Source organism: Pseudomonas sp. 05N433, from assembly GCF_056396925.1.
Map to the genome: position 1 here is coordinate 63,550 of NZ_JBFTML010000020.1, position 19,976 is coordinate 83,525.

Consider the following 19,976-nt stretch of genomic DNA (forward strand, 5'->3'; position numbering starts at 1 on the left):
CACGCCTCAGCTCTGGGACGCGGCTTTGGGAAGAATGTCGTTGGCCACCATCTCGCCGAACGGGCTGACGTAACCGGCGCTTTTCGGCAGTTCCGGGCGCTCGATGTCCAGGTGCGGGAACAGCAACTCGGCCACCCGATAGGATTCTTCCAGGTGTGGATAACCGGAGAAGATGAACGTATCGATGCCCAGATCGGCGTATTCCTTCACCCTGGCGGCCACGGTCGGACCATCGCCGACCAGCGCCGTACCGGCCCCGCCGCGCACCAGACCGACACCGGCCCAGAGGTTGGGACTGACTTCCAGGTTGTCGCGACTACCGCCATGCAAAGCGGCCATGCGTTGCTGGCCGACCGAATCGAAACGCGCCAGAGAAGCCTGGGCGCGGGCAATGGTGTCATCGTCCAGATGAGAGATCAGTCGATCCGCCGCTTGCCACGCCTCGGCGTTGGTTTCGCGAACGATCACATGCAGGCGAATACCGAAACGCACGGTGCGCCCGCGCTTCGCGGCTTTGGCGCGAACCTGTGCGATTTTCTCGGCAACGGCGGCCGGTGGCTCGCCCCAGGTCAGGACCATTTCGACCTGCTCGGCCGCCAGATCCTGCGCCGCTTCCGAAGAGCCGCCGAAATACAGCGGCGGACGCGGTTGCTGGATCGGCGGATAGAGCAACTTGGCGCCCTTCACGCTGATGTGCTGACCGTCGTAATCGACGGTTTCGCCTTCCAGTACCCGGCGCCAGATGCGGGTGAATTCCACCGAGGCCTGATAGCGCTCTTCGTGACTGAGGAACAAACCGTCGCCGGCCAGTTCTTCCGGATCGCCACCGGTAACCAGGTTGAACAACGCACGACCGCCGGACAGACGATCCAGGGTCGCGGCCTGACGCGCCGCCACCGTCGGGGAAATGATCCCGGGGCGCAGGGCGACGAGGAATTTCAACCGTTGGGTCACCGGGATCAGCGAGGCGGCCACCAGCCACGAATCTTCGCAGGAGCGACCGGTGGGAATCAGCACCCCGCCGAACCCCAGGCGATCCGCCGCTTGCGCGACTTGTTGCAGGTAACCGTGGTCGATGGCGCGAGCGCCTTCGGCGGTACCAAGGTAATGGCCGTCGCCGTGGGTAGGCAGGAACCAGAAGATATTGAGGCTCATGGAGTGGTCTCCTTGGGGAATCGAATTACGGCGCTTTGGCGACGGCTGCCGGTGGCGTCCAGATCACGTCCTTGATACTCAAGGGCTTGGGAATAAGCTTGAGCTGGTAGAAGCTGTCGGCGATTTTCTGTTGGGCGGCGACCWCCTCAGGGGTCAGGAACAGCGCGCCGTAGCCCTGGCGCTTCACCGAAGTCAGGGTGATGTCCGCCGGCAGGCCGAGCAGTGGCGAAACCTGTCGGGTTACGTCCTCGGGATTGGCCCGGGACCATTCACCGACCGCGCGCACTTCTTCCACCAGGGTTTTGATCACTTCAGGATTTTTCTGCGCATAAGGCTTGGTCGCCAGATAGAACTGATGGTTGTCGACGATGCCTTTGCCATCGCGCAAGGTGCGCGCTTGCAGTTGCTGTTCGGCGGCAGCCTGGTACGGGTCCCAGATCACCCAGGCATCGACACTGCCGCGCTCGAACGCGGCGCGGGCATCGGCGGGCGGCAGGAACACGGTCTGGATGTCGGTGTATTTGAGGCCGGCGTCTTCCAGCGCACGCACCAGCAGGTAGTGCACGTTGGAGCCTTTGTTGAGCACGACTTTCTTGCCCTTGAGTTCCTGCACCGATTTGATCGGCGAGCCCTTCGGCACCAGGATCGCTTCGCTGTGGGGCGCTGGCGGTTCATAAGCGACGTAGAGCAGATCGGCGCCCGCGGCCTGAGCGAAAACCGGAGGCGTTTCGCCGGTGACGCCGAAGTCGATGGAGCCGACGTTCAGGCCTTCAAGCAGTTGCGGGCCGCCGGGGAACTCCGTCCATTGCACGTCCACACCTTGGGCGGCGAGGCGTTTTTCCAGAGTGCCTTTGGCTTTGAGCAGCACCAGGGTGCCGTATTTCTGATAGCCGATTCGCAAAGTCTCGGCTTGGGCTTGAGTAATGACGCCGAAGGACACAGCCGCAGCAAACAGAGCGACCAGACCACGACGCAAAATGACAGGGCGCATGGCGCTCTCCTTTTTGCAGTTGGGTTTTGGCTGCACCTGCTTGCCCGTTAGCGGGCCAGTAAGGTGAGTACTTCAAATTCAGATGTTGCTTGAGGGCTGGCTTAAATGCTCCAGCGAGCACTCAACAAACGTTCGTTCAACAGGTTTGGATCGAGCGGCTTGGGCCGGCGAGCCATGGCGCTGTAGAACAGCTCCAGCGATTCGTTCAGTCGTTGTGCAAGCTCGGGAGCCAACTGCGCCTGGGTGCTGCCTTCGCCGTAAGCGATCTGACTGTCTACGGCGAAAATCCCGTGGAGCATTTCCTGGGCCTTCAACGCCGACAGCACTGGCTTGAGCGCGTAATCCACCGCCAACATGTGGGCGATGCTGCCGCCGGTCGCCATTGGCAGAACCACTTTGTGGGCCAGAGCGCGCTCGGGCAGCAAATCCAGTACGGTTTTCAACGCGCCGGAGAACGAGGCTTTGTAAACCGGTGTGGCGATGAGCAGGCCGTCGGCGTTATCAATCTGTTGCAACAGATCGATCACCTTCGGGCTGTCGAAACGGGCATGCAGTAAATCTTCAGCCGGGAAGTCCCGTACCTGGTAACTCACCACTTCCACACCTTGCTCTTGCAACCAGCGTTTGGAGCGCTCCAGCAACACCCCGGAACGGGAGCGTAGGCTGGGGCTGCCACCGAGTGAGACGACCAGCATTCAGACAATTCCTTGAGCGGTGTTGGCGATTCGCAGCTTGCGATCTCGCATCGATGGAATGACCTTAACAGGTGATTTATATATCCATAAATCATATTTATTCATTTGGTTATATCTTAAATGAATATGCTGTTCGTCTTTTTCCAGACAAAAAACAGGCCGTCGAAACGGCCTGAAAATCCCCTGCTTTGTAAATCTACACAGCCCTTGTAGGAGCGAGCGGTGCGGCGATCCGACTTGCCCGCGAAGGCGTCACCCCTGACGCTAGAAAGACCGAGGCGTTCGCTTCGCGGGCAAGCATCGCTCCTACAAGGGTTCAGCGATTCGGCTGCGGCGTCAGGCGCAGGTACGGTTTCACCGCGCGATACCCCTTGGGAAAACGTCGCTGGATTTCATCTTCGTCCTTGAGTGACGGCACGATCACCACCTCATCACCGTCCTGCCAATTGGCCGGTGTGGCCACCTTGTAGTTGTCGGTGAGCTGCAGCGAATCGATTACCCGCAGAATCTCATTGAAGTTACGGCCGGTACTCGCCGGGTAAGTGATGGTCAGCCGGATCTTCTTGTTCGGATCGATCACGAACAACGAGCGCACGGTCAAAGTGTCGTTGGCATTCGGATGGATCAGGTCGTACAGGTCGGACACTTTACGGTCCGCATCGGCGAGGATCGGGAAATTGACGATGGCGTTCTGGGTTTCGTTGATGTCCTCGATCCACCCGTGATGCGAATCCACCGGGTCCACGGAAAGGGCAATGGCTTTGACGCCGCGCTGGGCGAACTCATCCTTGAGCCTGGCGGTGAAGCCCAGCTCGGTGGTGCACACCGGCGTAAAGTCTGCCGGATGGGAAAACAGCACGCCCCAGCTATCGCCCAGCCATTCGTGGAAACGGAGGGTGCCGGCGCTGGAATCCTGTTCGAAATCGGGGGCGATATCGCCAAGTCTGAGGCTCATGGTGCTGCTCCTGGTGAGTGCTTGTTGAGCTCAACTGTGCCTGCGTTCCAATTTAATTAAAAAGAATAAATATCAATTTATTTAGATCATAAAGAAATATTAAAGATCTGTTCACTGGACCTGATCCGCCATCGGGACGAACATCGATCCCAAGGTTCGAGAAGGCCTTGAGTTGTTGCAAAAAGGGAACTTCAAGGAGGGTTTACGGGGGTGAGCCCGCCTTGAAAACGCAAAAGCCCCGCCCGGCGTAATGCCGGGCGGGGCTTTTTTTCATCGGTTATGCGAGCGCTATTACAACAGCGGGATCGAGTAGCTGACGATCAGACGGTTTTCGTCCTGGTCGCGCTGACCTGGGATGTCGTTGCGCCACATGGCGTTTTTCCAGGTGAGGCCCAGGTTTTTCAACGGACCTTCTTGTACTACGTACGCCAGGGTCAGGTCGCGTTCCCACTCGGAACGGCCAGTTGCGTTGACGCTAGTCTGAGCTGCCCCCACTTTACCGGTTGTGTCGATGTTATCGCCACGCAGATAAACCATGCCCGCAGTCAGGCCTGGGACGCCGACTTTGGCAAAATCGAACGCGTAGCGAGCTTGCCAGGTACGTTCGCCAGCACGGGCAAACTTGGCGATCTGGCTGTCGGTAGTCAGGTAAGCCGACGAGCCATCACCCTGGTTCAGCCAAGGGAAGTCGCTATTACCATTGCTGACCTGGTAACCGCCGCCGAAGGTGTGACCGGCAACCGAGTACAGGAAAAGACCGCTATACAGGTTATTGTCGACTTTACCTTTGGTAATGCCGGTTCCGTAGTCACCTGTAGTGAAATAGGCAGAGTCATGGCCGTTGGCGCCATCGTTACGGCTGTTGAAGTAACGGAAGTCAGACTTCAGCACACCTGGACCAATCGACCAGTTGTGAACCAGACCCAGGAAGTGCTGCTTGTAGAAATCTTCCAGGTTGCCGTAGTAGTACTGGGCGGTCAGGTCCTTGGTGATTTTGTAGTCGCCACCGCCATAGATGAACTTGTTGCTGTCACGACCGGCAGCAGTGTGAGCGTTGGCACCAGCGATCGACAACTCTTCGTTGTTGCTGGAGTTACGCCCCTTGGCGTGCTCGATCTGACCGCCAACCAGTGTCAGGTCTTTGATTTCGTTCGAGGTGATCTGACCGCCCTGGAAGGTTTGCGGCAGCAGACGACCGTCGTTGGTCACGATCACCGGCAGTTTTGGCTGCAGGGTACCCAACTTCAATTCGGTCTGGGAAATCTTGGCTTTGGCAGTCAGGCCCAGGCTGGAGAAGTTATCAACCGCTTTGCCGTTGGACTCACTTGGGAAAACAGTGCCGCCGTAAGAAGTCGAAGTGGCGCCGTTAGTACCGCCACCGGTGTCCAGACGCACGCCCAACAGGCCGATGGCATCGATACCGAAGCCGACAGTGCCTTGTGTGTAGCCGGAAGTGAAGCGCAGATCGAAACCTTGGCCCCATTCCTCGTTCTTGCTTTGAACGCCGTTGGCCTTGACTTTGGCGGTACCCGCGTCGGAATCGCGGTTATCGGTGTTGATGTAGAAGTTACGCAGCCCCAATGTAGCCTTGCTGTCTTCGATGAAACCGGCGGCGCCTGCCTGCTGCGCCAAAACCCCTACGGCCACAGCCAGGGCCAAGGTGGACTTGTTCATTGTTTCGCTCCTCTCATTTCTAATTCTGGGTTCCTGGTCCTGGTCGAGTGCCCGGATCCAAAGATGCGCAATGAGCGCCGGGTGGTCAGCCCCCTTGTTTTTGCCGACATGACAAACCAAAAGATTWWTTGCAGTATTTTTTAATGCCATTTAGGCATATATATCCATGCCGGGACATAAGGTATCGGCTCATGAACCAATTCCTTGATCTTCAAAATCGGGGGGTGCTGAATCCGATACTCGTGTCGCTGCCAATGAGTACCTGATGGATTCATTTTATAGACTTGGGTAAAAAACAAAAAAGAATAAATAATCAACTTAAGCTATTTTTTTGGAATATAAAAAAACACACCAAAAAAAACCTCGCCAACAGGCGAGGCTTTTTTTTGAGGGTTATTACAGGAAGCTGTAGGTGTAGTTGAAGATCAGACGGGTCTGGTCTTGGTCAGCGGTGCTGGTATTACCGCTGTAAGTACCGTGACGCAGAGTCGTGCCAAACCCTTTGAGTGGGCCCGTTTGAATCACGTAGTCCACACGCGCGTCGGTCTCGTGCTCATTCAGGTCTTTACCCACGCCGTTGGTTGCCTTGATGTCTCGGCCATCGAGGTAAGCAATCGAAGCTTTCAAACCTGGCACGCCCAGTGAGGCGAAGTCATAGGAGTACTGACCGTACGTGGTGTTTTCACCGGCACGGATGAAGCTGCCCACGGTGGCGTCGGTGAACGAGTAGAAGCTGGCGCCACCGGCACCTTCTGGACGACCTTTGCTATCGATCAGGCTGCCCTGGTTCAAGAAGACAAAGCCGCCGTCATCGCTGACACGCTGATGACCAAGCAGGAACGCGCTGCCACCCAGGGTGTAGGTGAACGTCGCGCTCCAGGTCTTGTTATCGACCTCGCCTGGATTCTTGGCGTAGCCATTGTTGTTGTTGAAGCGGTAGCCGACGTCGCCGTTCTTGCCATCGGAGCTGCTGTCGAAATAACGAATATCAGTCTTGAACGACTGGTTCGGGGCGATCGGGTAGACGTGCACCAGGCCGAGGAAGTTCTGCTTGTAGTAGTCTTCCAGGTTCGCGTAGTAGTACTGCAGCGTGAGGTCTTTGGTGACTTTCCAGTCAGCACCGGCGTAACGGAACTGGTTGCTGTCATGAGTACCGCCAGCGACTGCCAGGCCAGTTCTGTTGGAGGAGGCGCGACCCGACGCGTGCTCCAGTTGACCCAAGTTGAAGGTCACATTGTCAATTTCCTTCGAGGTGATGGTGCCACCGTCAAAGGTCTGCGGCAGCACACGGCTGTCGTTCGCGATCAGGATCGGCAAGTTAGGTGCCAAAGCGCCACCCAAGTGGGCCTCGGTCTTCGAGAAGCGCGCCTTGACGTTGCCATCCAGACGACTCCACTCGTCGGCGGACCTGTCGCCGTCGCTCGGGAAGAAGGAGTTGCTGTTACCGAGCGGGTGATGTCCCCTGCCGCCATCCAGATGGATGCCGACCAGTGCCTGGGCGTCGATACCGAAACCAACGGTACCCTGGGTGAACCCGGACAGGTAATCGAACTTGAGACCCTCAGCGGCTTCTCGCTGTCTGTTAGCAGGAGTGCTCGCTCCTTCACGTACGTCAGCGTCGTAATACATCGTGCGAGAACTGACGGAAGCCTTGCTATCTTCCAGGAAACCCGCTGCGCCTGCCTGCTGCGCCAAAACCCCCACGGCCACAGCCAGGGCTAAGGTGGACTTATTCATGTTTCGCTCCTCTCGTTTTCTAATTTTTGTGTTCTTTGGTCTTGGGTCGAGAGCCCTGGATCCACAGATGCGCGATTAGCGCCAGACCGTGACTACCAAGTCAATCGTAACCATGTGTGTCTACGACCAAGGTCTAACGTCGAATATTGAGTCCCTGCCGGCGGCTCATCGAACCGGATATAACGGCATTGGCCCAAAAGCTAATTCCTAAAGGGTATTTACCAGCCTTTTTTTATTCCCATTGGCTTTGGCACATCCCGTACGCGTCAATCCCTATCGAAAAGGCGACGCCATCATGGCTAAACGCGCACTATCTAGTCAATTTGTTACAGTTTGTGTATCGCTAATATTTTCTCTTTCCACTCAGGCGACGACGCTCGCGTTCGGCTATCAAACCGGCGTCCCCCCCACCGCAGGCCTTCGAGCCGACGGCGATTCGAGAAACCATAGGCCATAAAGTCGATTGGCGTCGTTTCAATCGCGGTTCGTAAGTGGTCAGCGCCGCGCAGCAGACCGCGGTGCATTGGCGGCACGACGAAGACGATTGGAGAGATGGCGAAGTTCTTGCGGGAGCAAGGGAAGGTAGAAACGGTGCTGCCGGATTATTCGCCGTATGTCAGCGCCAAATACGTCACTGAGTGATGATCGTTCCCACGCTCTGCGTGGGAATGCCTCTTCGGACGCTCTGCGTTCGGCTCTCGATGGAACGCGGAGCGTCCCGGGTTGCATTCCCACGCGGAGCGTGGGAACGATCACAGCCACTCAGTCAGAGGGCTTTTTCGAAAATCTTCGAATTACGCTGATAGTTGTAAAGCGACGCCCGCGCCGACGGCAGGCGATCGACGCTGCTCGGCACGAAACCCCGCTCACGGAACCAGTGGGCGGTCCGGGTGGTGAGCACGAACAGGGTTTTCAGGCCCTGAGCCCGGGCGCGGGTTTCGATGCGCTCCAGCAATTCATCACCGCGACCGCCATGACGGTACTCCGGGTTCACCGCCAGGCACGCCAGCTCCCCCGCATCCGAATCGGCAATCTGATACAGCGCCGCGCAGGCGATAATCATGCCTTCACGCTCGACCACACTGAACTGCTCGATCTCACGCTCCAGCACCTCGCGGGAACGGCGTACCAGAATGCCCTGCTCTTCCAGCGGGCTGATCAAGTCCAGCAAACCGCCGACGTCCTCGATGGCCGCCTCGCGCACCACCTCGAATTGCTCCTGGGCCACCAGCGTACCGCCACCGTCACGGGTGAACAGTTCGGTCAGCAGCGCGCCGTCTTCGGCGTAGCTGACGATATGACTGCGCGCCACACCGCCCCGGCATGCCTCAGCGGCCGCATCCAGCAGCTCGGCCTGATAGTTGCTGCCCAGGCGTTGCAGGTGTGCCGGCACTTGTTGCGGACGCAACTCGCGAACCAGACGACCCTGTTCATCCAGCAGACCGAGCTCGGCGCCGAACAGCAGCAACTTGTCTGCGCCCAGGTCGATGGCCGCGCGGGTCGCGACGTCTTCGCAGGCGAGGTTGAAGATTTCGCCGGTCGGCGAGTAACCCAACGGCGACAACAGCACGATGGAGCGTTCGTCCAGCAGGCGATTGATGCCCTTGCGGTCGACCCGGCGCACTTCGCCGGTGTGGTGATAATCGACACCTTCGAGCACGCCGATCGGCCGCGCAGTGACCAGATTGCCGCTGGCCACCCGCAGGCGCGAGCCCTGCATCGGCGACGAGGCCATGTCCATGGACAACCGCGCTTCGATGGCGATGCGCAGTTGGCCGACCGCATCGATCACGCACTCCAGCGTCGCCGCATCGGTGATGCGCATGCCGTGGTGGTAGTGCGGGGTCAGGCCGCGAGCAGCGAGGCGGGTTTCAATTTGCGGACGCGAACCGTGAACCAGCACCAGTCGCACGCCCAGGCTGTGCAGCAGCACCAGGTCGTGGACGATATTGCCGAAGTTCGGGTGCTCCACACCGTCGCCGGGCAGCATGACGACGAAGGTGCAATCGCGGTGGGCGTTGATGTAAGGCGAAGCGTGACGAAGCCAATTGACGTATTCGGGCATGAACCTGGGCCTGTAATAAATAGCAGCCGAAAAAAGAGTAACGCAGTAAACGCACAGCGGGCTGATGGTTATCGTCGGAACAGGCTTGGCGACACGCGCGCTCTCCTCATAAGTACGGGTAGTGACACTGGCAATTTATACGAGCGACGCCGGCGTCAGGCAGTAATGTTCGATCAGTTGACGTAATAGATGCACGGTAGGCTGCAAACGTGACATTTCGAGGTATTCCCCCGGTTGGTGGGCGCAGGCGATATCGCCGGGGCCCAAGACCAGTGTTTCACAGCCAAGGCGCTGAAGATAAGGCGCTTCTGTGCCGAACGCCACTGCTTCGGCGCGATGGCCGGTGAGCTTTTCGGCGACCCTCACCAATTCCGAGTCCTCGGCCTGCTCGAATGGCGGCACTTCGGGGAACAATGGCGCGTAATCGATCTTCACCTGGTGCCGTGCGGCAACAGGGTTGAGCTTCTGCAAAATCGCCGCGCGCAGGGCACTGGGGTCCATGCCCGGCAGCGGACGCAAGTCAAATTCCAGCGAGCACTGGCCGCAGATGCGGTTGGGGTTATCGCCACCGTGAATGCAGCCGAAATTCATCGTCGGCTGCGGCACACTGAACTGCGGATTACGAAATTCCCGCTGCCACGCCAGACGCAAGCCGCGCAGTTCGCCGATGGCATCGTGCATGGCTTCAAGGGCGCTATGGCCCAGGCTCGGGTCCGAGGAGTGACCGCTCTGACCGAGGATGTCGATGCGCTCCATCATCACGCCTTTGTGCAGACGGATCGGTTTCAACCCCGTCGGCTCGCCAATCACCGCCGCACGACCTAGCGGCCGCCCGGCTTCGGCCAAGGCACGCGCACCGGACATCGAGCTTTCTTCATCGCAGGTCGCAAGAATCAGCAAGGGTTGCTTGAATGGTTGCTCGAGCAAGGGTTTGACGGCTTCGATGGCCAGGGCAAAAAAGCCCTTCATGTCGCAACTGCCCAGGCCCACCCAACGGCCGTCCACTTCCGTCAGTTTCAGCGGATCGGTCTGCCACAGCGCCGCGTCGTACGGCACCGTATCGCTGTGACCGGCCAGCACCAGGCCGCCGGGACCGGAACCGAAACTGGCCAGCAGGTTGAACTTGCCGGGGCTGACCTGCTGGATGTCGCAGGCAAAACCCAGCTCCCCGAGCCATGTCGCCAACAAGTCGATGACCGGCCGATTGGTTTGATCCAGATTCGGTTGGGTACAGCTGACGGACGGCGCGGCGATCAGCGCAGCGAACTGATCTTTCATGGACGGCAAAGGCATCGCTGACTCCCAACTCCCGAATTGAAGTCCATCATAGAGCCATCCGGTGACAGGAATAAACCGTCGCGGCCGTCACCAAGCGTCAACAGACCCTACAACCCTTGAGTCCTGTACACTGCACGACCTTGGCAGCCACACATTTCCCCGGCTGCGCTCCCGATCCTGGATTTTCCGGCCATGCAGAAAGAAACCGAAATCAAACTCCGCGTCAGCCGCGAAACCCTCGCCGCCCTGCGCGAGCACCCGTTACTGAAGAAACGCAACAAAAGTGGCTGGGAACGCCGTGAGTTGATGAACCAGTACTTCGACACGCCCGAGCGCGACCTGGCCCGCGCCAAGGTTGCCCTGCGCCTGCGCCGCGATGGCGAAGAAGTGATTCAGACCCTCAAGACCCGTGGCCAGAGCGTCGCCGGTCTGTCCGAACGTCACGAGTACGACTGGCACCTGCCCAAAGCCAAACTCGACGTGAAGAAGCTCGACGGCGAATGCTGGCCCGAGCAGTTGGCCGAACTGGACAAGAAAACCCTGAAAGCCATCTTCACCACCGATTTCGTGCGTGAACGCGCGGAAATCGCCTGGGGCCGTGGCAAGACCAAAGTGGTCATCGAAGCCGCGCTGGACCTGGGCCACGTGGTGGTCGGCAAGCAGAAAGAAGAAATCTGCGAGCTGGAACTGGAACTGCGCGAAGGCGAGCCGGCCGCACTGCTGGAACTGGCCGCCGAACTGGCCGCGACCCTGCCGCTGATGCCATGCGACATCAGCAAGGCCGAACGCGGTTATCGCCTGTTCGACGCCAACAGCTACTCGCTGAGCTTGCCGGCGCCGCAGATCACCGCCGAAATGCCACTGGACGATGCGTTCGCCGCCTTGTGCTGGCATTTGCTTGGCAGCAGCCAGCGCCTGGCCGAGCAATATCGCTTTAATGGCCACTGGCGCCTGCTGCAGGACTGGGTCGAAAACCTCGCTGAAATGCGCGCGCTGATCAGTAGCCTCGGTCAAGCCGCGCCGCGTCAGTCGACTCACGATCTGCGGGTCGCGCTGGATGCCTTGCTGGAAGACTGGCGCCCGCTGGTACAGGCCGGCCTGGACGACGAAGACGTGCGCAAAGCCGCGCCGGAGCAGTTCCTCGAAGAGCTGGAAGATCCGCGCTGGGGCCTGTTCTCGCTGAACACTTCGCGCTGGTTGCTGGCCCGTACCTGGGCTGCCGATCGCAACACCCGTGGCAATCGCCAGGGCGCCGCGCAACTGGGCAGCTGGCTGCCACGCCTTCTGGGCGAAGAAGCCAACTCGCTGCAACTGCAGCGTTACCAGCAACAGCCGGAAGACCTGGCCGAACAACTGCCGCGCATCGAGCGTATCCAGGCCTGGCTGCACCACGCCCGTAGCGTGCTGGACATCCCGGAAATGGATCGCCTGTACGGTGAGCTGAAACAGCTTGCCTTGCTAGCTAACGAGCCGATCACCGATGAGTCGCTGGATGCGCGTAAGCAGCAGGCGATTGCGGTGTATCAGAATCGTGCCTGGAAAATGCTATTGCGCATGTAACACCTGTGGAGAGGGAGCTTGCTCCCGTTCGGCTGCGAAGCAGTCGTAATCCGGGCATCGCGGTTTGTCTGGCATACCGCAATGGCCGGATTAGGAGCGCTTCGCACTCCAGCGGGAGCAAGCTCCCTCGCCACAAAGGCCCTCGAACATCATCAACGCAACACCGGCAAACTCGTCGTGGATTTGATTTCCGACAAAGCCACGATCGAGTTGACCTCCTGTATCCCCGGCACCATCGACAGTTTCTCGAAGAAGAAACGCTCATAAGCCTCGATGTCTGCCGTGACGATCCGCAACAAGAAATCCACCGATCCCATCAGCACATAACATTCCAGCACTTCGGGGAAACCGCGAATCGCTTCGGTGAACTCAGTGAAGTTCGAGCGCCCGTGGGCGTTGAGTTTGATCTCGGCGAAGATTTGCGTGTTGAGGCCGATTTTCTTGCGGTCAAGCAACGTCACCTGACCGCGAATGATCCCCTCCTCCTTCATCCGCTGAATCCGCCGCCAGCAGGGCGACTGCGAGAGCCCCACCTGTTCGGCGATCTGCGCGCTGGAGAGCGAAGCGTCCTCTTGCAGCAACGCGAGAATCTTGCGGTCGTAGCCATCCAGCTCGCTATGCATAGAAAAACCTGAAATTAATATGATATTGAATTGATCGATTCGATAAATCGTCAATAAGCCCAATCATAGATAAGAAATACCCCACACCGAATGTAAAAATTCCTCCAATGATTTTGGAGCCCGACCATGCCGCCCCTCGAAGCCGTGAACACCGCGCCCGCCCGCGCCGATGTCTGGAACGTCAGCAACGCCCACTGCCGCGTTCAATACCAACTACTGGCCGAGGCCGAGCCGGATCTGCTGTGCCGCGCGCTCAATCTGTTCGCCTTGCAGTTTCTGACGCCGCAGCAGGTCAACGTGCAGCGCCTGGACGATCTGCTATCGATCGACATCGTCATGGACGGCCTGAGCTGGCACCGAGCCCAGGTGATCGCGGAAAAGCTGCGTAACCTGATCAGCGTCTGCTCGGTGAATCTGCAAGCGGCCGATTCGGCGTGGCAGGAGCCGGCGCAGGCAGCGGGCTGACCCCCTCCCCTGAAAAAACCCGACACGTGTTGGTCGGGTAGTGGCCCAACGGTCTGCGGGTGCCCAGCTATCCTTTGCGAACGGTTGTTCATAAGGAGCCCGCATGTCCGTTCAACTTGCCACTCAGGACCGCTGGCTGGACCTTAACGATTTGCTGCGTGAACTGGTCGCCCAGGGCTTTGTCAGCCAGGACTCTGCCGAACACGCACTCAACGCCCGCCGCCGTCACGCCACCAATGCTCAGCAACATCCGCTGGAGTTCATCGCCAGCCAACATCTGGACGACCTCAGCCGTCCCGGTAAACACCTCGATCTGGAAAGCCTGACGCTGTGGCTGTCCCAGCAGGCCGGCCAGCCTTACTTGCGCATCGACCCACTGAAAATCAACGTCGCCGCCATTACGCCGCTGATGTCCTATGCCTTCGCCCAACGSCACAAGATTCTGGCGGTGGCCATCGACCGCGATGCCGTCACCGTGGCCAGCGCCCAGCCCTTCGTCAGCGGCTGGGAAGTCGACCTGACCCACGTATTGAAACTGCCGATCAAGCGCGTGGTGGCCAACCCGGTGGATATCCAGCGCTTCAGCGTGGAGTTTTTCCGCCTGGCTAAATCAGTCACCGGCGCCACCAACGCCGATCAGAAGACAAGCAACCTGGGCAACTTCGAACAATTGCTCAACCTCGGCGCCAGCGACCAGGAGCCGGACGCCAACGATGCGCACATCGTCAACATCGTCGATTGGCTGTTCCAATACGCGTTCCAGCAGCGGGCCAGCGATATCCACATCGAACCCCGGCGCGAGCAAGGCACGGTGCGCTTTCGCATCGACGGCGTGCTGCACAACGTCTATCAATTCCCGCCGCAGGTAACCATGGCCATCGTCAGCCGCCTGAAAAGCCTGGGGCGGATGAACGTTGCGGAAAAGCGCAAACCCCAGGACGGCCGGGTCAAGACCAAGACCCCGGACGGCGGCGAAGTCGAGCTGCGGTTGTCGACATTACCGACAGCGTTCGGCGAGAAGATGGTGATGCGGATCTTCGACCCGGAAGTGCTGCTCAAGGATTTCGACCAACTGGGTTTCTCCGCCGAGGACCTGCGCCGCTGGCAAGACATGATCCGCCAGCCCAATGGCATCATTCTGGTGACCGGGCCAACCGGTTCGGGCAAGACCACCACGCTGTACACCACCCTCAAAAAACTGGCGACGCCGGAGGTCAACCTCTGCACCATTGAAGACCCGATCGAAATGGTCGAGCCGGCGTTCAATCAGATGCAGGTCCAGCACAACATCGACCTGACCTTTGCCGCCGGCGTGCGCGCGCTGATGCGACAAGACCCGGACATCATCATGATCGGCGAGATCCGCGACCTCGAAACCGCCGAGATGGCAATTCAGGCGGCACTCACCGGGCACCTGGTGCTGTCGACGTTGCACACCAACGACGCCCCCAGCGCCATCAGCCGCCTGCTGGAACTCGGCGTGCCGCATTACCTGATCAAGGCCACGGTGCTCGGGGTCATGGCCCAGCGTCTGGTGCGTACGTTATGCCCTCACTGCAAGGCCCCCTTGACGTTGGGCGAAGACGATTGGCAAACCCTGACCCGGCCTTGGCAAGCGCCACTGCCGACCAATGCCCAGCGCGCCATCGGTTGCCTGGAATGCCGCGAAACCGGCTATCGCGGTCGCGCCGGGGTTTACGAAATCATGCAGCTGACGGATGGCATCAAAGCGCTGATCAACCCCGACACCGACTTGCTGGCGGTCCGCCGTCAGGCGTTCAAGGAAGGCATGCGCAGTTTGCGCTTGTCGGGGGCGCAGAAAGTGGCGGCGGGGTTGACCACGATTGAAGAGGTGTTGCGGGTGACACCGCAGAGTGAGCAGAAATAGGCCATGACCTCCCCGAAGTCGCATAGCAAGCCTTTTGCCCTACACTCTGGTCATCGCAACTCAACCAGGCTGGACAGGGACCGTTATGGGCATTGCACTGATTCTCTTCGTCGCGCTGGTCGTGGCTATCCTTTTCATGGGCTTCAAAGTGGTGCCCCAAGGGTTTGAATGGACGGTCGAACGCTTCGGCCGTTACACCAACACCCTCAAGCCAGGCCTGAGCATCATCATTCCGGTGATGGACCGCATCGGCCGCAAGATCAACGTGATGGAAAGCGTGCTGGACATTCCGCCCCAGGAAGTCATCACCGCCGACAACGCCACCGTGCAGATCGACGCCGTATGCTTCTTCCAGGTGGTCAATACTGCCCAGGCCGCCTACGAGGTGAACAACCTCGAACATGCCGTGCGCAATTTGCTGCAAACCAATATCCGCACCGTGCTCGGGTCCATGGAGCTGGACGCGATGCTCAGCCAGCGCGACAACATCAACGAAAAACTGCTGCGCACCGTCGACGAAGCCACTGCGCCGTGGGGCATCAAGATCACCCGGATCGAGATCAAGGACATCAGCCCTCCCGCCGACCTGATGGCCGCCATGTCCGGCCAGATGAAAGCCGAGCGGATCAAGCGCGCACAGATTCTGGAAGCCGAAGGTTTGCGCGCCTCGGCGATCCTCACCGCCGAAGGCAAGAAGCAGGCGCAGATTCTCGAAGCCGAGGGCAGTCGTCAGGCGGCGTTCCTCGAAGCCGAGGCCCGGGAACGTCAGGCCCAGGCCGAAGCCCAGGCCACCAAAGTGGTGTCCGAAGCCATCGCCGGCGGTAACGTGCAGGCGGTCAACTACTTCGTCGCACAGAAGTACATTGATGCCTTGGGCAAACTGGCCTCGGCCAACAACAGCAAAGTGATCCTGATGCCGCTCGAAGCCGGTTCGATGATTGGTGCAGTCGGCGGCATCGGCGAAATCGTCAAGGCCACCTTCGACGGCAAGAAAGGCTGAGGTCGCCGCCCATGGAACTGTTCTCGTTCTGGAGCTGGCTGGCCCTGGGTGCGCTGTTGCTGATCCTCGAGGTGTTCGGTGCCGGCGGTTATCTGCTGTGGATCGGCATGGCAGCCGCCGCCGTCGGCGTGCTGAAGTTCCTGATACCGGGTTTACCCTGGGAATGGCAGGTGCTGTTGTTTGCCGTTTTTTCGATCCTCACCGCCCTGTACTGGTGGAGACGTCAGCGCAGTGTGGTGCGGGCCAGCGATCAGCCGAACCTGAACCTGCGAGGGCAAGAGCTGATCGGCAAGGTGTTCGTGGTCACTGAAGCGATTGTCGATGGCCGTGGCAAGATCAAGGTCGCCGACGGTGTGTGGATGGCCCGAGGGCCTGATGCCGCGCCTGGCAGCCGTGTTCGGGTGATCGGACAACAAGGGGCGATTTTACTGGTGGAGCGGGCCGACTAACGTCACGGAACTCGATTGGGTTATTGGCAATCAAAGGCCGCAGTTAAAACCCAGTGGAGTCACCTTTTATGCGTCTCAAACTTGCTGTCGCTACCGTCGCCGTGTTGTCCCTTCAAGTCGGTTCGGCGATGGCTGATGACAGCTTTTTGCGTAACGTCCTTACTTCCGGTGCCACCACCGGTACGTCCTACCTGACCTCCAGGGATCACAAGCTGATCGTCGCCGCCCAGGACGACGCCGGTAGCTTTGTCGCCAGTGACGGCGCCATTCGCGGCCCCTATCTGGAAGCCGCCATGCAGAAAGTCCGCGCTGAAAACCCTGGCCTGCAAGCCACGGACATGGAACTGGCGAACGCCATCCTGGCGAAGAATGCCATCGCCTCGAAGTAAGGTTCGTTGCTGAACAAAAAATGCCGCTCCAAATGAGCGGCATTTTTTCGCCCCTGATTTGTCGGGGCGAGTGACTTCAGCGGTATTCATCCACCGGCACACACGCGCAAAACAGGTTGCGATCGCCGTAGACATTGTCCACACGGTTCACCACCGGCCAGTACTTATGGGCCTTGGTGTGTGCATCCGGCGTCACCGCCTGCTCGATGCTGTACGGCCGCTCCCAGACACCGGTGATGTCGGCCAGGGTATGCGGCGAACGCTTCAGCGGGTTGTCCTCCGCCGGCCAGTTGCCGTTCTGCACCTCGTTGATTTCCGCGCGAATGCTCAGCATCGCATCAATAAAACGGTCCAGTTCCGCCTTCGATTCACTCTCGGTCGGTTCGACCATCAACGTCCCCGGCACCGGGAATGACATGGTCGGCGCATGGAAGCCGTAGTCCATCAGGCGTTTGGCAACGTCTTCTTCGCTGATCCCGGTCAGCACCTTGAGCGGACGCAAGTCGAGGATACATTCGTGGGCCACGCGCTCGTTGCGCCCGGTGTAAAGCACCGGGAACGCCCCGGACAAATGCTGCGCCAGGTAATTCGCGGCGAGGATCGCCACCTCACTCGCATCCGCCAGTTGCGGCCCCATCATCGCGATGTACATCCAGCTGATCGGCAGAATGCTTGCACTGCCCCAAGGGGCTGCGCTTACCGCACCATTCCCCGGCAGCGGGCCATCGATCGGCACCACCGGGTGATTGGCGACAAACGGCGCCAAGTGCGCCCGGACACCAATCGGGCCCATCCCCGGCCCCCCACCGCCGTGGGGAATACAGAACGTCTTGTGCAGGTTCATGTGCGACACGTCGGCGCCGATGTCTGCCGGCCGCGCCAACCCGACTTGCGCGTTGAGGTTGGCGCCATCCATGTATACCTGACCGCCATGGCGGTGGATAACTTCACAGATCTCGCTGATGCCTTCCTCGTAAACCCCATGGGTCGAAGGATAAGTCGCCATCAGGCAGGCGAGTTTGTCCCCCGCCTCGATGGCCTTTTCTTTAAGGTCTTCCAGATCGACATTACCCGCCTCGTCGCACTCGACGATCACCACCCGCATCCCGGCCATTTGCGCCGAGGCCGGGTTGGTGCCGTGGGCCGAAGACGGGATCAGGCAGATATCCCGCGCGCCCTGATGACGGCTCTCGTGATATTTGCGGATCGCCAGCAACCCGGCGTATTCGCCCTGGGCGCCCGAGTTGGGCTGCATGCAGATCGCATCGAAACCGGTGATTGCGCAGAGCCAGCGTTCCAGTTCCTCGATCATCAAGGAATAACCCACCACCTGCTCTTTCGGCACGAACGGGTGCAGGTTGGCGAACTGCGGCCAGGTGATCGGGATCATCTCGCTGGTGGCATTGAGCTTCATGGTGCAGGATCCCAGCGGGATCATCGACTGATTGAGCGCCAGGTCTTTGTTTTCCAGCTGCTTCAAGTAACGCAGCATTTCGGTTTCGCTGTGATGGGCGTTGAACACCGGATGACGCAGATAAGGCGTACTGCGCTGCAATCCTGCAGGAATGCCGGACGCCAGGGCCTCAGCATCCAGTTCGTCGACGTTGAGCCCATGATCGGCACCGAGAAACACATCGAACAGTTTCGCCACGGTGGTTTCGTCACTGGTTTCGTCGAGGCTCAGGCCCAACCGCCCGCGACCGAGAATGCGCAAGTTGATCTGCGCCGCCTGGGCACTTTCGATGATCGCGGTCTGAGTGCCACCGACCTCCAGGGTCAGGGTGTCGAAGAACTGTTGGTTCACACGTGTAACGCCATGGCGTTCCAGACCGGCGGCGAGGATGCAGGTCAGCCGATGGACACGCTGGGCAATATTTTTGAGCCCTTCCGGGCCATGGTAGACCGCATAGAAACTGGCGATATTGGCCAGCAGCACCTGGGCGGTGCAGATATTCGAGTTGGCCTTCTCCCGGCGAATGTGTTGCTCGCGGGTTTGCAGGGCCATGCGCAGGGCGACATTGCCGCGAGCATCTTTCGACACGCCGATGATCCGCCCGGGAATCGCGCGTTTGTACTCGTCGCGGCTGGCAAAAAACGCCGCGTGCGGGCCGCCGTACCCCATGGGCACGCCGAAGCGCTGGGATGAACCGAACACCACATCGGCGCCCAACTCTCCCGGCGGAGTCAGCAACAACAGGCTGAGCAGGTCGGTGGCGACGCAGGCCAAGGCTTGCTGGGCATGCAGATGATCGATCAGCGGACGCAGGTCGCGAATTTCGCCATGGGTGTCGGGATATTGCAGCAACGCGCCGAACACTTGATGCTGCTTCAAGTTATCCACAGCGTCGATGACCAGGTCGAAACCGAACCCTTCGGCCCGGGTCTGCACCACGGAAATCGTCTGCGGGTGACAGTTTTCGTCGACGAAGAACAGATTGCTTCTGGACTTGGCGACACGCTTGGCCAGCGCCATGGCCTCGGCGGCCGCCGTGGCTTCATCCAGCAGCGAGGCGTTGGCCAGTTCCAGACCGGTCAGGTCGATGGTCAGCTGTTGGAAATTCAGCAGCGCTTCGAGCCGGCCTTGGGCAATCTCCGGTTGGTAAGGCGTGTAAGCGGTGTACCAACCGGGATTTTCCAGCACGTTGCGCAGGATGACGGCCGGCGTGAGGGTGCCGTGATACCCCATGCCGATCAGGCTGGTCCAGACCTGGTTCTGTTCGGCGTAGCCGCGCAGTTTGGCCAGTGCGGTTACCTCATCGAGGGCGGGCGGCAGGTCCAGCGGTCGGTTGAGGCGGATTCCCGGCGGCACCGTCTGCTCGATCAACTCAACGCGGCTGCCAAGGCCCAGGCTGTCGAGCATCGCCTGCTGCTCGGCGGCATCGGGCCCGAGGTGGCGGCGCAGGAAGGTATTGGGGTCGCGTAACTGGCTCAAGGACGGCAACTGGGACATGACGGGCTCTCTCATGACTGGCGCTCAGCGTCGATGCAACTCGGTCAAACCAGCATAGCAGTCGATACCGGCACGGATGGCGTGGCGCTGTCGGTCAATCCG

General features: G+C 59.6%; 16 protein-coding genes and 1 pseudogene. 7 read left to right on the top strand and 10 right to left on the bottom strand.

Going from position 1 to position 19,976, the window contains the following annotated elements; translation table 11 throughout:
* Nucleotides 1–6: 6 nt before the first annotated feature.
* From ssuD to AC1DIS_RS13315, 6 genes are all read right to left on the bottom strand, one after another.
* A complete protein-coding gene (gene ssuD / locus AC1DIS_RS13290) occupies nucleotides 7–1,155 on the bottom strand; it encodes an FMNH2-dependent alkanesulfonate monooxygenase (RefSeq protein WP_477743607.1) in 1,149 nt (382 codons plus the stop codon).
* 25 nt (nucleotides 1,156–1,180) lie between these two features.
* Nucleotides 1,181–2,146 carry a sulfonate ABC transporter substrate-binding protein gene (locus tag AC1DIS_RS13295; RefSeq protein WP_477780914.1) on the bottom strand — a complete coding sequence of 322 codons (966 nt, stop codon included), beginning with the start codon at nucleotides 2,144–2,146 and terminating at the stop codon, nucleotides 1,181–1,183.
* 101 nt (nucleotides 2,147–2,247) lie between these two features.
* A complete protein-coding gene (gene ssuE, locus AC1DIS_RS13300) occupies nucleotides 2,248–2,841 on the bottom strand; it encodes an NADPH-dependent FMN reductase (protein ID WP_019580553.1) in 594 nt (197 codons plus the stop codon).
* Between the two features lie 316 nt (nucleotides 2,842–3,157).
* Nucleotides 3,158–3,796: a peroxiredoxin gene (locus AC1DIS_RS13305; protein WP_477743606.1), complete on the bottom strand. Its 639-nt coding sequence runs from the start codon at nucleotides 3,794–3,796 to the stop codon at nucleotides 3,158–3,160.
* A 291-nt stretch (nucleotides 3,797–4,087) separates the two neighbouring features.
* Nucleotides 4,088–5,470, bottom strand: a complete 1,383-nt coding sequence (locus AC1DIS_RS13310) for an OprD family porin (protein ID WP_064621027.1) — start codon at nucleotides 5,468–5,470, stop codon at nucleotides 4,088–4,090.
* Between the two features lie 396 nt (nucleotides 5,471–5,866).
* Nucleotides 5,867–7,207 carry an OprD family outer membrane porin gene (locus tag AC1DIS_RS13315; RefSeq protein ID WP_064621028.1) on the bottom strand — a complete coding sequence of 447 codons (1,341 nt, stop codon included), beginning with the start codon at nucleotides 7,205–7,207 and terminating at the stop codon, nucleotides 5,867–5,869.
* Nucleotides 7,208–7,502: 295 nt separating this feature from the next.
* Here AC1DIS_RS13315 and tauA point away from each other — a divergent pair.
* A pseudogene (tauA, locus tag AC1DIS_RS13320) lies at nucleotides 7,503–7,692 on the top strand (taurine ABC transporter substrate-binding protein); the annotation flags it as partial.
* A gap of 281 nt (nucleotides 7,693–7,973) precedes the next feature.
* On the opposite strand, the gene argA reads toward tauA, so the two are convergent.
* Nucleotides 7,974–9,272 (bottom strand): amino-acid N-acetyltransferase, encoded by a 1,299-nt coding sequence (argA, locus tag AC1DIS_RS13325; RefSeq protein WP_019580550.1) that lies wholly within the window; start codon nucleotides 9,270–9,272, stop codon nucleotides 7,974–7,976.
* Nucleotides 9,273–9,407: 135 nt separating this feature from the next.
* A complete protein-coding gene (gene argE / locus AC1DIS_RS13330; RefSeq protein ID WP_477743605.1) occupies nucleotides 9,408–10,565 on the bottom strand; it encodes an acetylornithine deacetylase in 1,158 nt (385 codons plus the stop codon).
* 177 nt (nucleotides 10,566–10,742) lie between these two features.
* Here argE and AC1DIS_RS13335 point away from each other — a divergent pair, with 177 nt between their 5' ends.
* Nucleotides 10,743–12,110 (top strand): CYTH domain-containing protein, encoded by a 1,368-nt coding sequence (locus AC1DIS_RS13335; protein WP_018927599.1) that lies wholly within the window; start codon nucleotides 10,743–10,745, stop codon nucleotides 12,108–12,110.
* A 152-nt stretch (nucleotides 12,111–12,262) separates the two neighbouring features.
* Here AC1DIS_RS13335 and AC1DIS_RS13340 read toward each other — a convergent pair whose 3' ends face one another.
* The gene (locus AC1DIS_RS13340) at nucleotides 12,263–12,733 is read right to left on the bottom strand and encodes an Lrp/AsnC family transcriptional regulator (RefSeq protein ID WP_018927598.1); all 471 of its coding nucleotides are present in this window, start codon (nucleotides 12,731–12,733) and stop codon (nucleotides 12,263–12,265) included.
* 126 nt (nucleotides 12,734–12,859) lie between these two features.
* Here AC1DIS_RS13340 and AC1DIS_RS13345 point away from each other — a divergent pair, with 126 nt between their 5' ends.
* The 5 genes from AC1DIS_RS13345 (at nucleotide 12,860) to AC1DIS_RS13365 (ending at nucleotide 16,924) form a co-directional block, all read left to right on the top strand.
* Complete coding sequence (locus AC1DIS_RS13345; RefSeq protein WP_064621030.1) at nucleotides 12,860–13,198, top strand: hypothetical protein; 339 nt, start codon at nucleotides 12,860–12,862, stop codon at nucleotides 13,196–13,198.
* A gap of 103 nt (nucleotides 13,199–13,301) precedes the next feature.
* The gene (gene tfpB / locus AC1DIS_RS13350) at nucleotides 13,302–15,086 is read left to right on the top strand and encodes a type IV pilus assembly ATPase TfpB (protein WP_028939117.1); all 1,785 of its coding nucleotides are present in this window, start codon (nucleotides 13,302–13,304) and stop codon (nucleotides 15,084–15,086) included.
* A gap of 85 nt (nucleotides 15,087–15,171) precedes the next feature.
* Nucleotides 15,172–16,086: an SPFH domain-containing protein gene (locus AC1DIS_RS13355; RefSeq protein ID WP_477743604.1), complete on the top strand. Its 915-nt coding sequence runs from the start codon at nucleotides 15,172–15,174 to the stop codon at nucleotides 16,084–16,086.
* 11 nt (nucleotides 16,087–16,097) lie between these two features.
* Complete coding sequence (locus tag AC1DIS_RS13360) at nucleotides 16,098–16,535, top strand: NfeD family protein (protein WP_433784425.1); 438 nt, start codon at nucleotides 16,098–16,100, stop codon at nucleotides 16,533–16,535.
* Between the two features lie 68 nt (nucleotides 16,536–16,603).
* Nucleotides 16,604–16,924, top strand: coding sequence for a DUF2388 domain-containing protein (locus AC1DIS_RS13365; protein ID WP_018927594.1), 321 nt, complete (start codon nucleotides 16,604–16,606; stop codon nucleotides 16,922–16,924).
* Nucleotides 16,925–17,000: 76 nt separating this feature from the next.
* Here the strand turns inward: AC1DIS_RS13365 and gcvP are convergent, their stop codons facing one another.
* Complete coding sequence (gcvP, locus tag AC1DIS_RS13370) at nucleotides 17,001–19,874, bottom strand: aminomethyl-transferring glycine dehydrogenase (protein WP_477743603.1); 2,874 nt, start codon at nucleotides 19,872–19,874, stop codon at nucleotides 17,001–17,003.
* Between the last annotated feature and the right edge of the window lie 102 nt (nucleotides 19,875–19,976).

Bases quoted from the DNA above. Each gene is read 5' to 3' on its own strand.
- argA (WP_019580550.1), bottom strand. From the start codon at position 9,272: ATGCCCGAATACGTCAATTGGCTTCGTCACGCTTCGCCTTACATCAAC.
- AC1DIS_RS13305 (WP_477743606.1), bottom strand. From the start codon at position 3,796: ATGAGCCTCAGACTTGGCGATATCGCCCCCGATTTCGAACAGGATTCC.
- AC1DIS_RS13345 (WP_064621030.1), top strand. From the start codon at position 12,860: ATGCCGCCCCTCGAAGCCGTGAACACCGCGCCCGCCCGCGCCGATGTC.
- AC1DIS_RS13310 (WP_064621027.1), bottom strand. From the start codon at position 5,470: ATGAACAAGTCCACCTTGGCCCTGGCTGTGGCCGTAGGGGTTTTGGCG.
- argE (WP_477743605.1), bottom strand. From the start codon at position 10,565: ATGCCTTTGCCGTCCATGAAAGATCAGTTCGCTGCGCTGATCGCCGCG.
- ssuD (WP_477743607.1), bottom strand. From the start codon at position 1,155: ATGAGCCTCAATATCTTCTGGTTCCTGCCTACCCACGGCGACGGCCAT.
- AC1DIS_RS13355 (WP_477743604.1), top strand. From the start codon at position 15,172: ATGGGCATTGCACTGATTCTCTTCGTCGCGCTGGTCGTGGCTATCCTT.
- AC1DIS_RS13365 (WP_018927594.1), top strand. From the start codon at position 16,604: ATGCGTCTCAAACTTGCTGTCGCTACCGTCGCCGTGTTGTCCCTTCAA.
- gcvP (WP_477743603.1), bottom strand. From the start codon at position 19,874: ATGTCCCAGTTGCCGTCCTTGAGCCAGTTACGCGACCCCAATACCTTC.
- AC1DIS_RS13335 (WP_018927599.1), top strand. From the start codon at position 10,743: ATGCAGAAAGAAACCGAAATCAAACTCCGCGTCAGCCGCGAAACCCTC.
- ssuE (WP_019580553.1), bottom strand. From the start codon at position 2,841: ATGCTGGTCGTCTCACTCGGTGGCAGCCCCAGCCTACGCTCCCGTTCC.
- AC1DIS_RS13340 (WP_018927598.1), bottom strand. From the start codon at position 12,733: ATGCATAGCGAGCTGGATGGCTACGACCGCAAGATTCTCGCGTTGCTG.
- AC1DIS_RS13360 (WP_433784425.1), top strand. From the start codon at position 16,098: ATGGAACTGTTCTCGTTCTGGAGCTGGCTGGCCCTGGGTGCGCTGTTG.
- AC1DIS_RS13315 (WP_064621028.1), bottom strand. From the start codon at position 7,207: ATGAATAAGTCCACCTTAGCCCTGGCTGTGGCCGTGGGGGTTTTGGCG.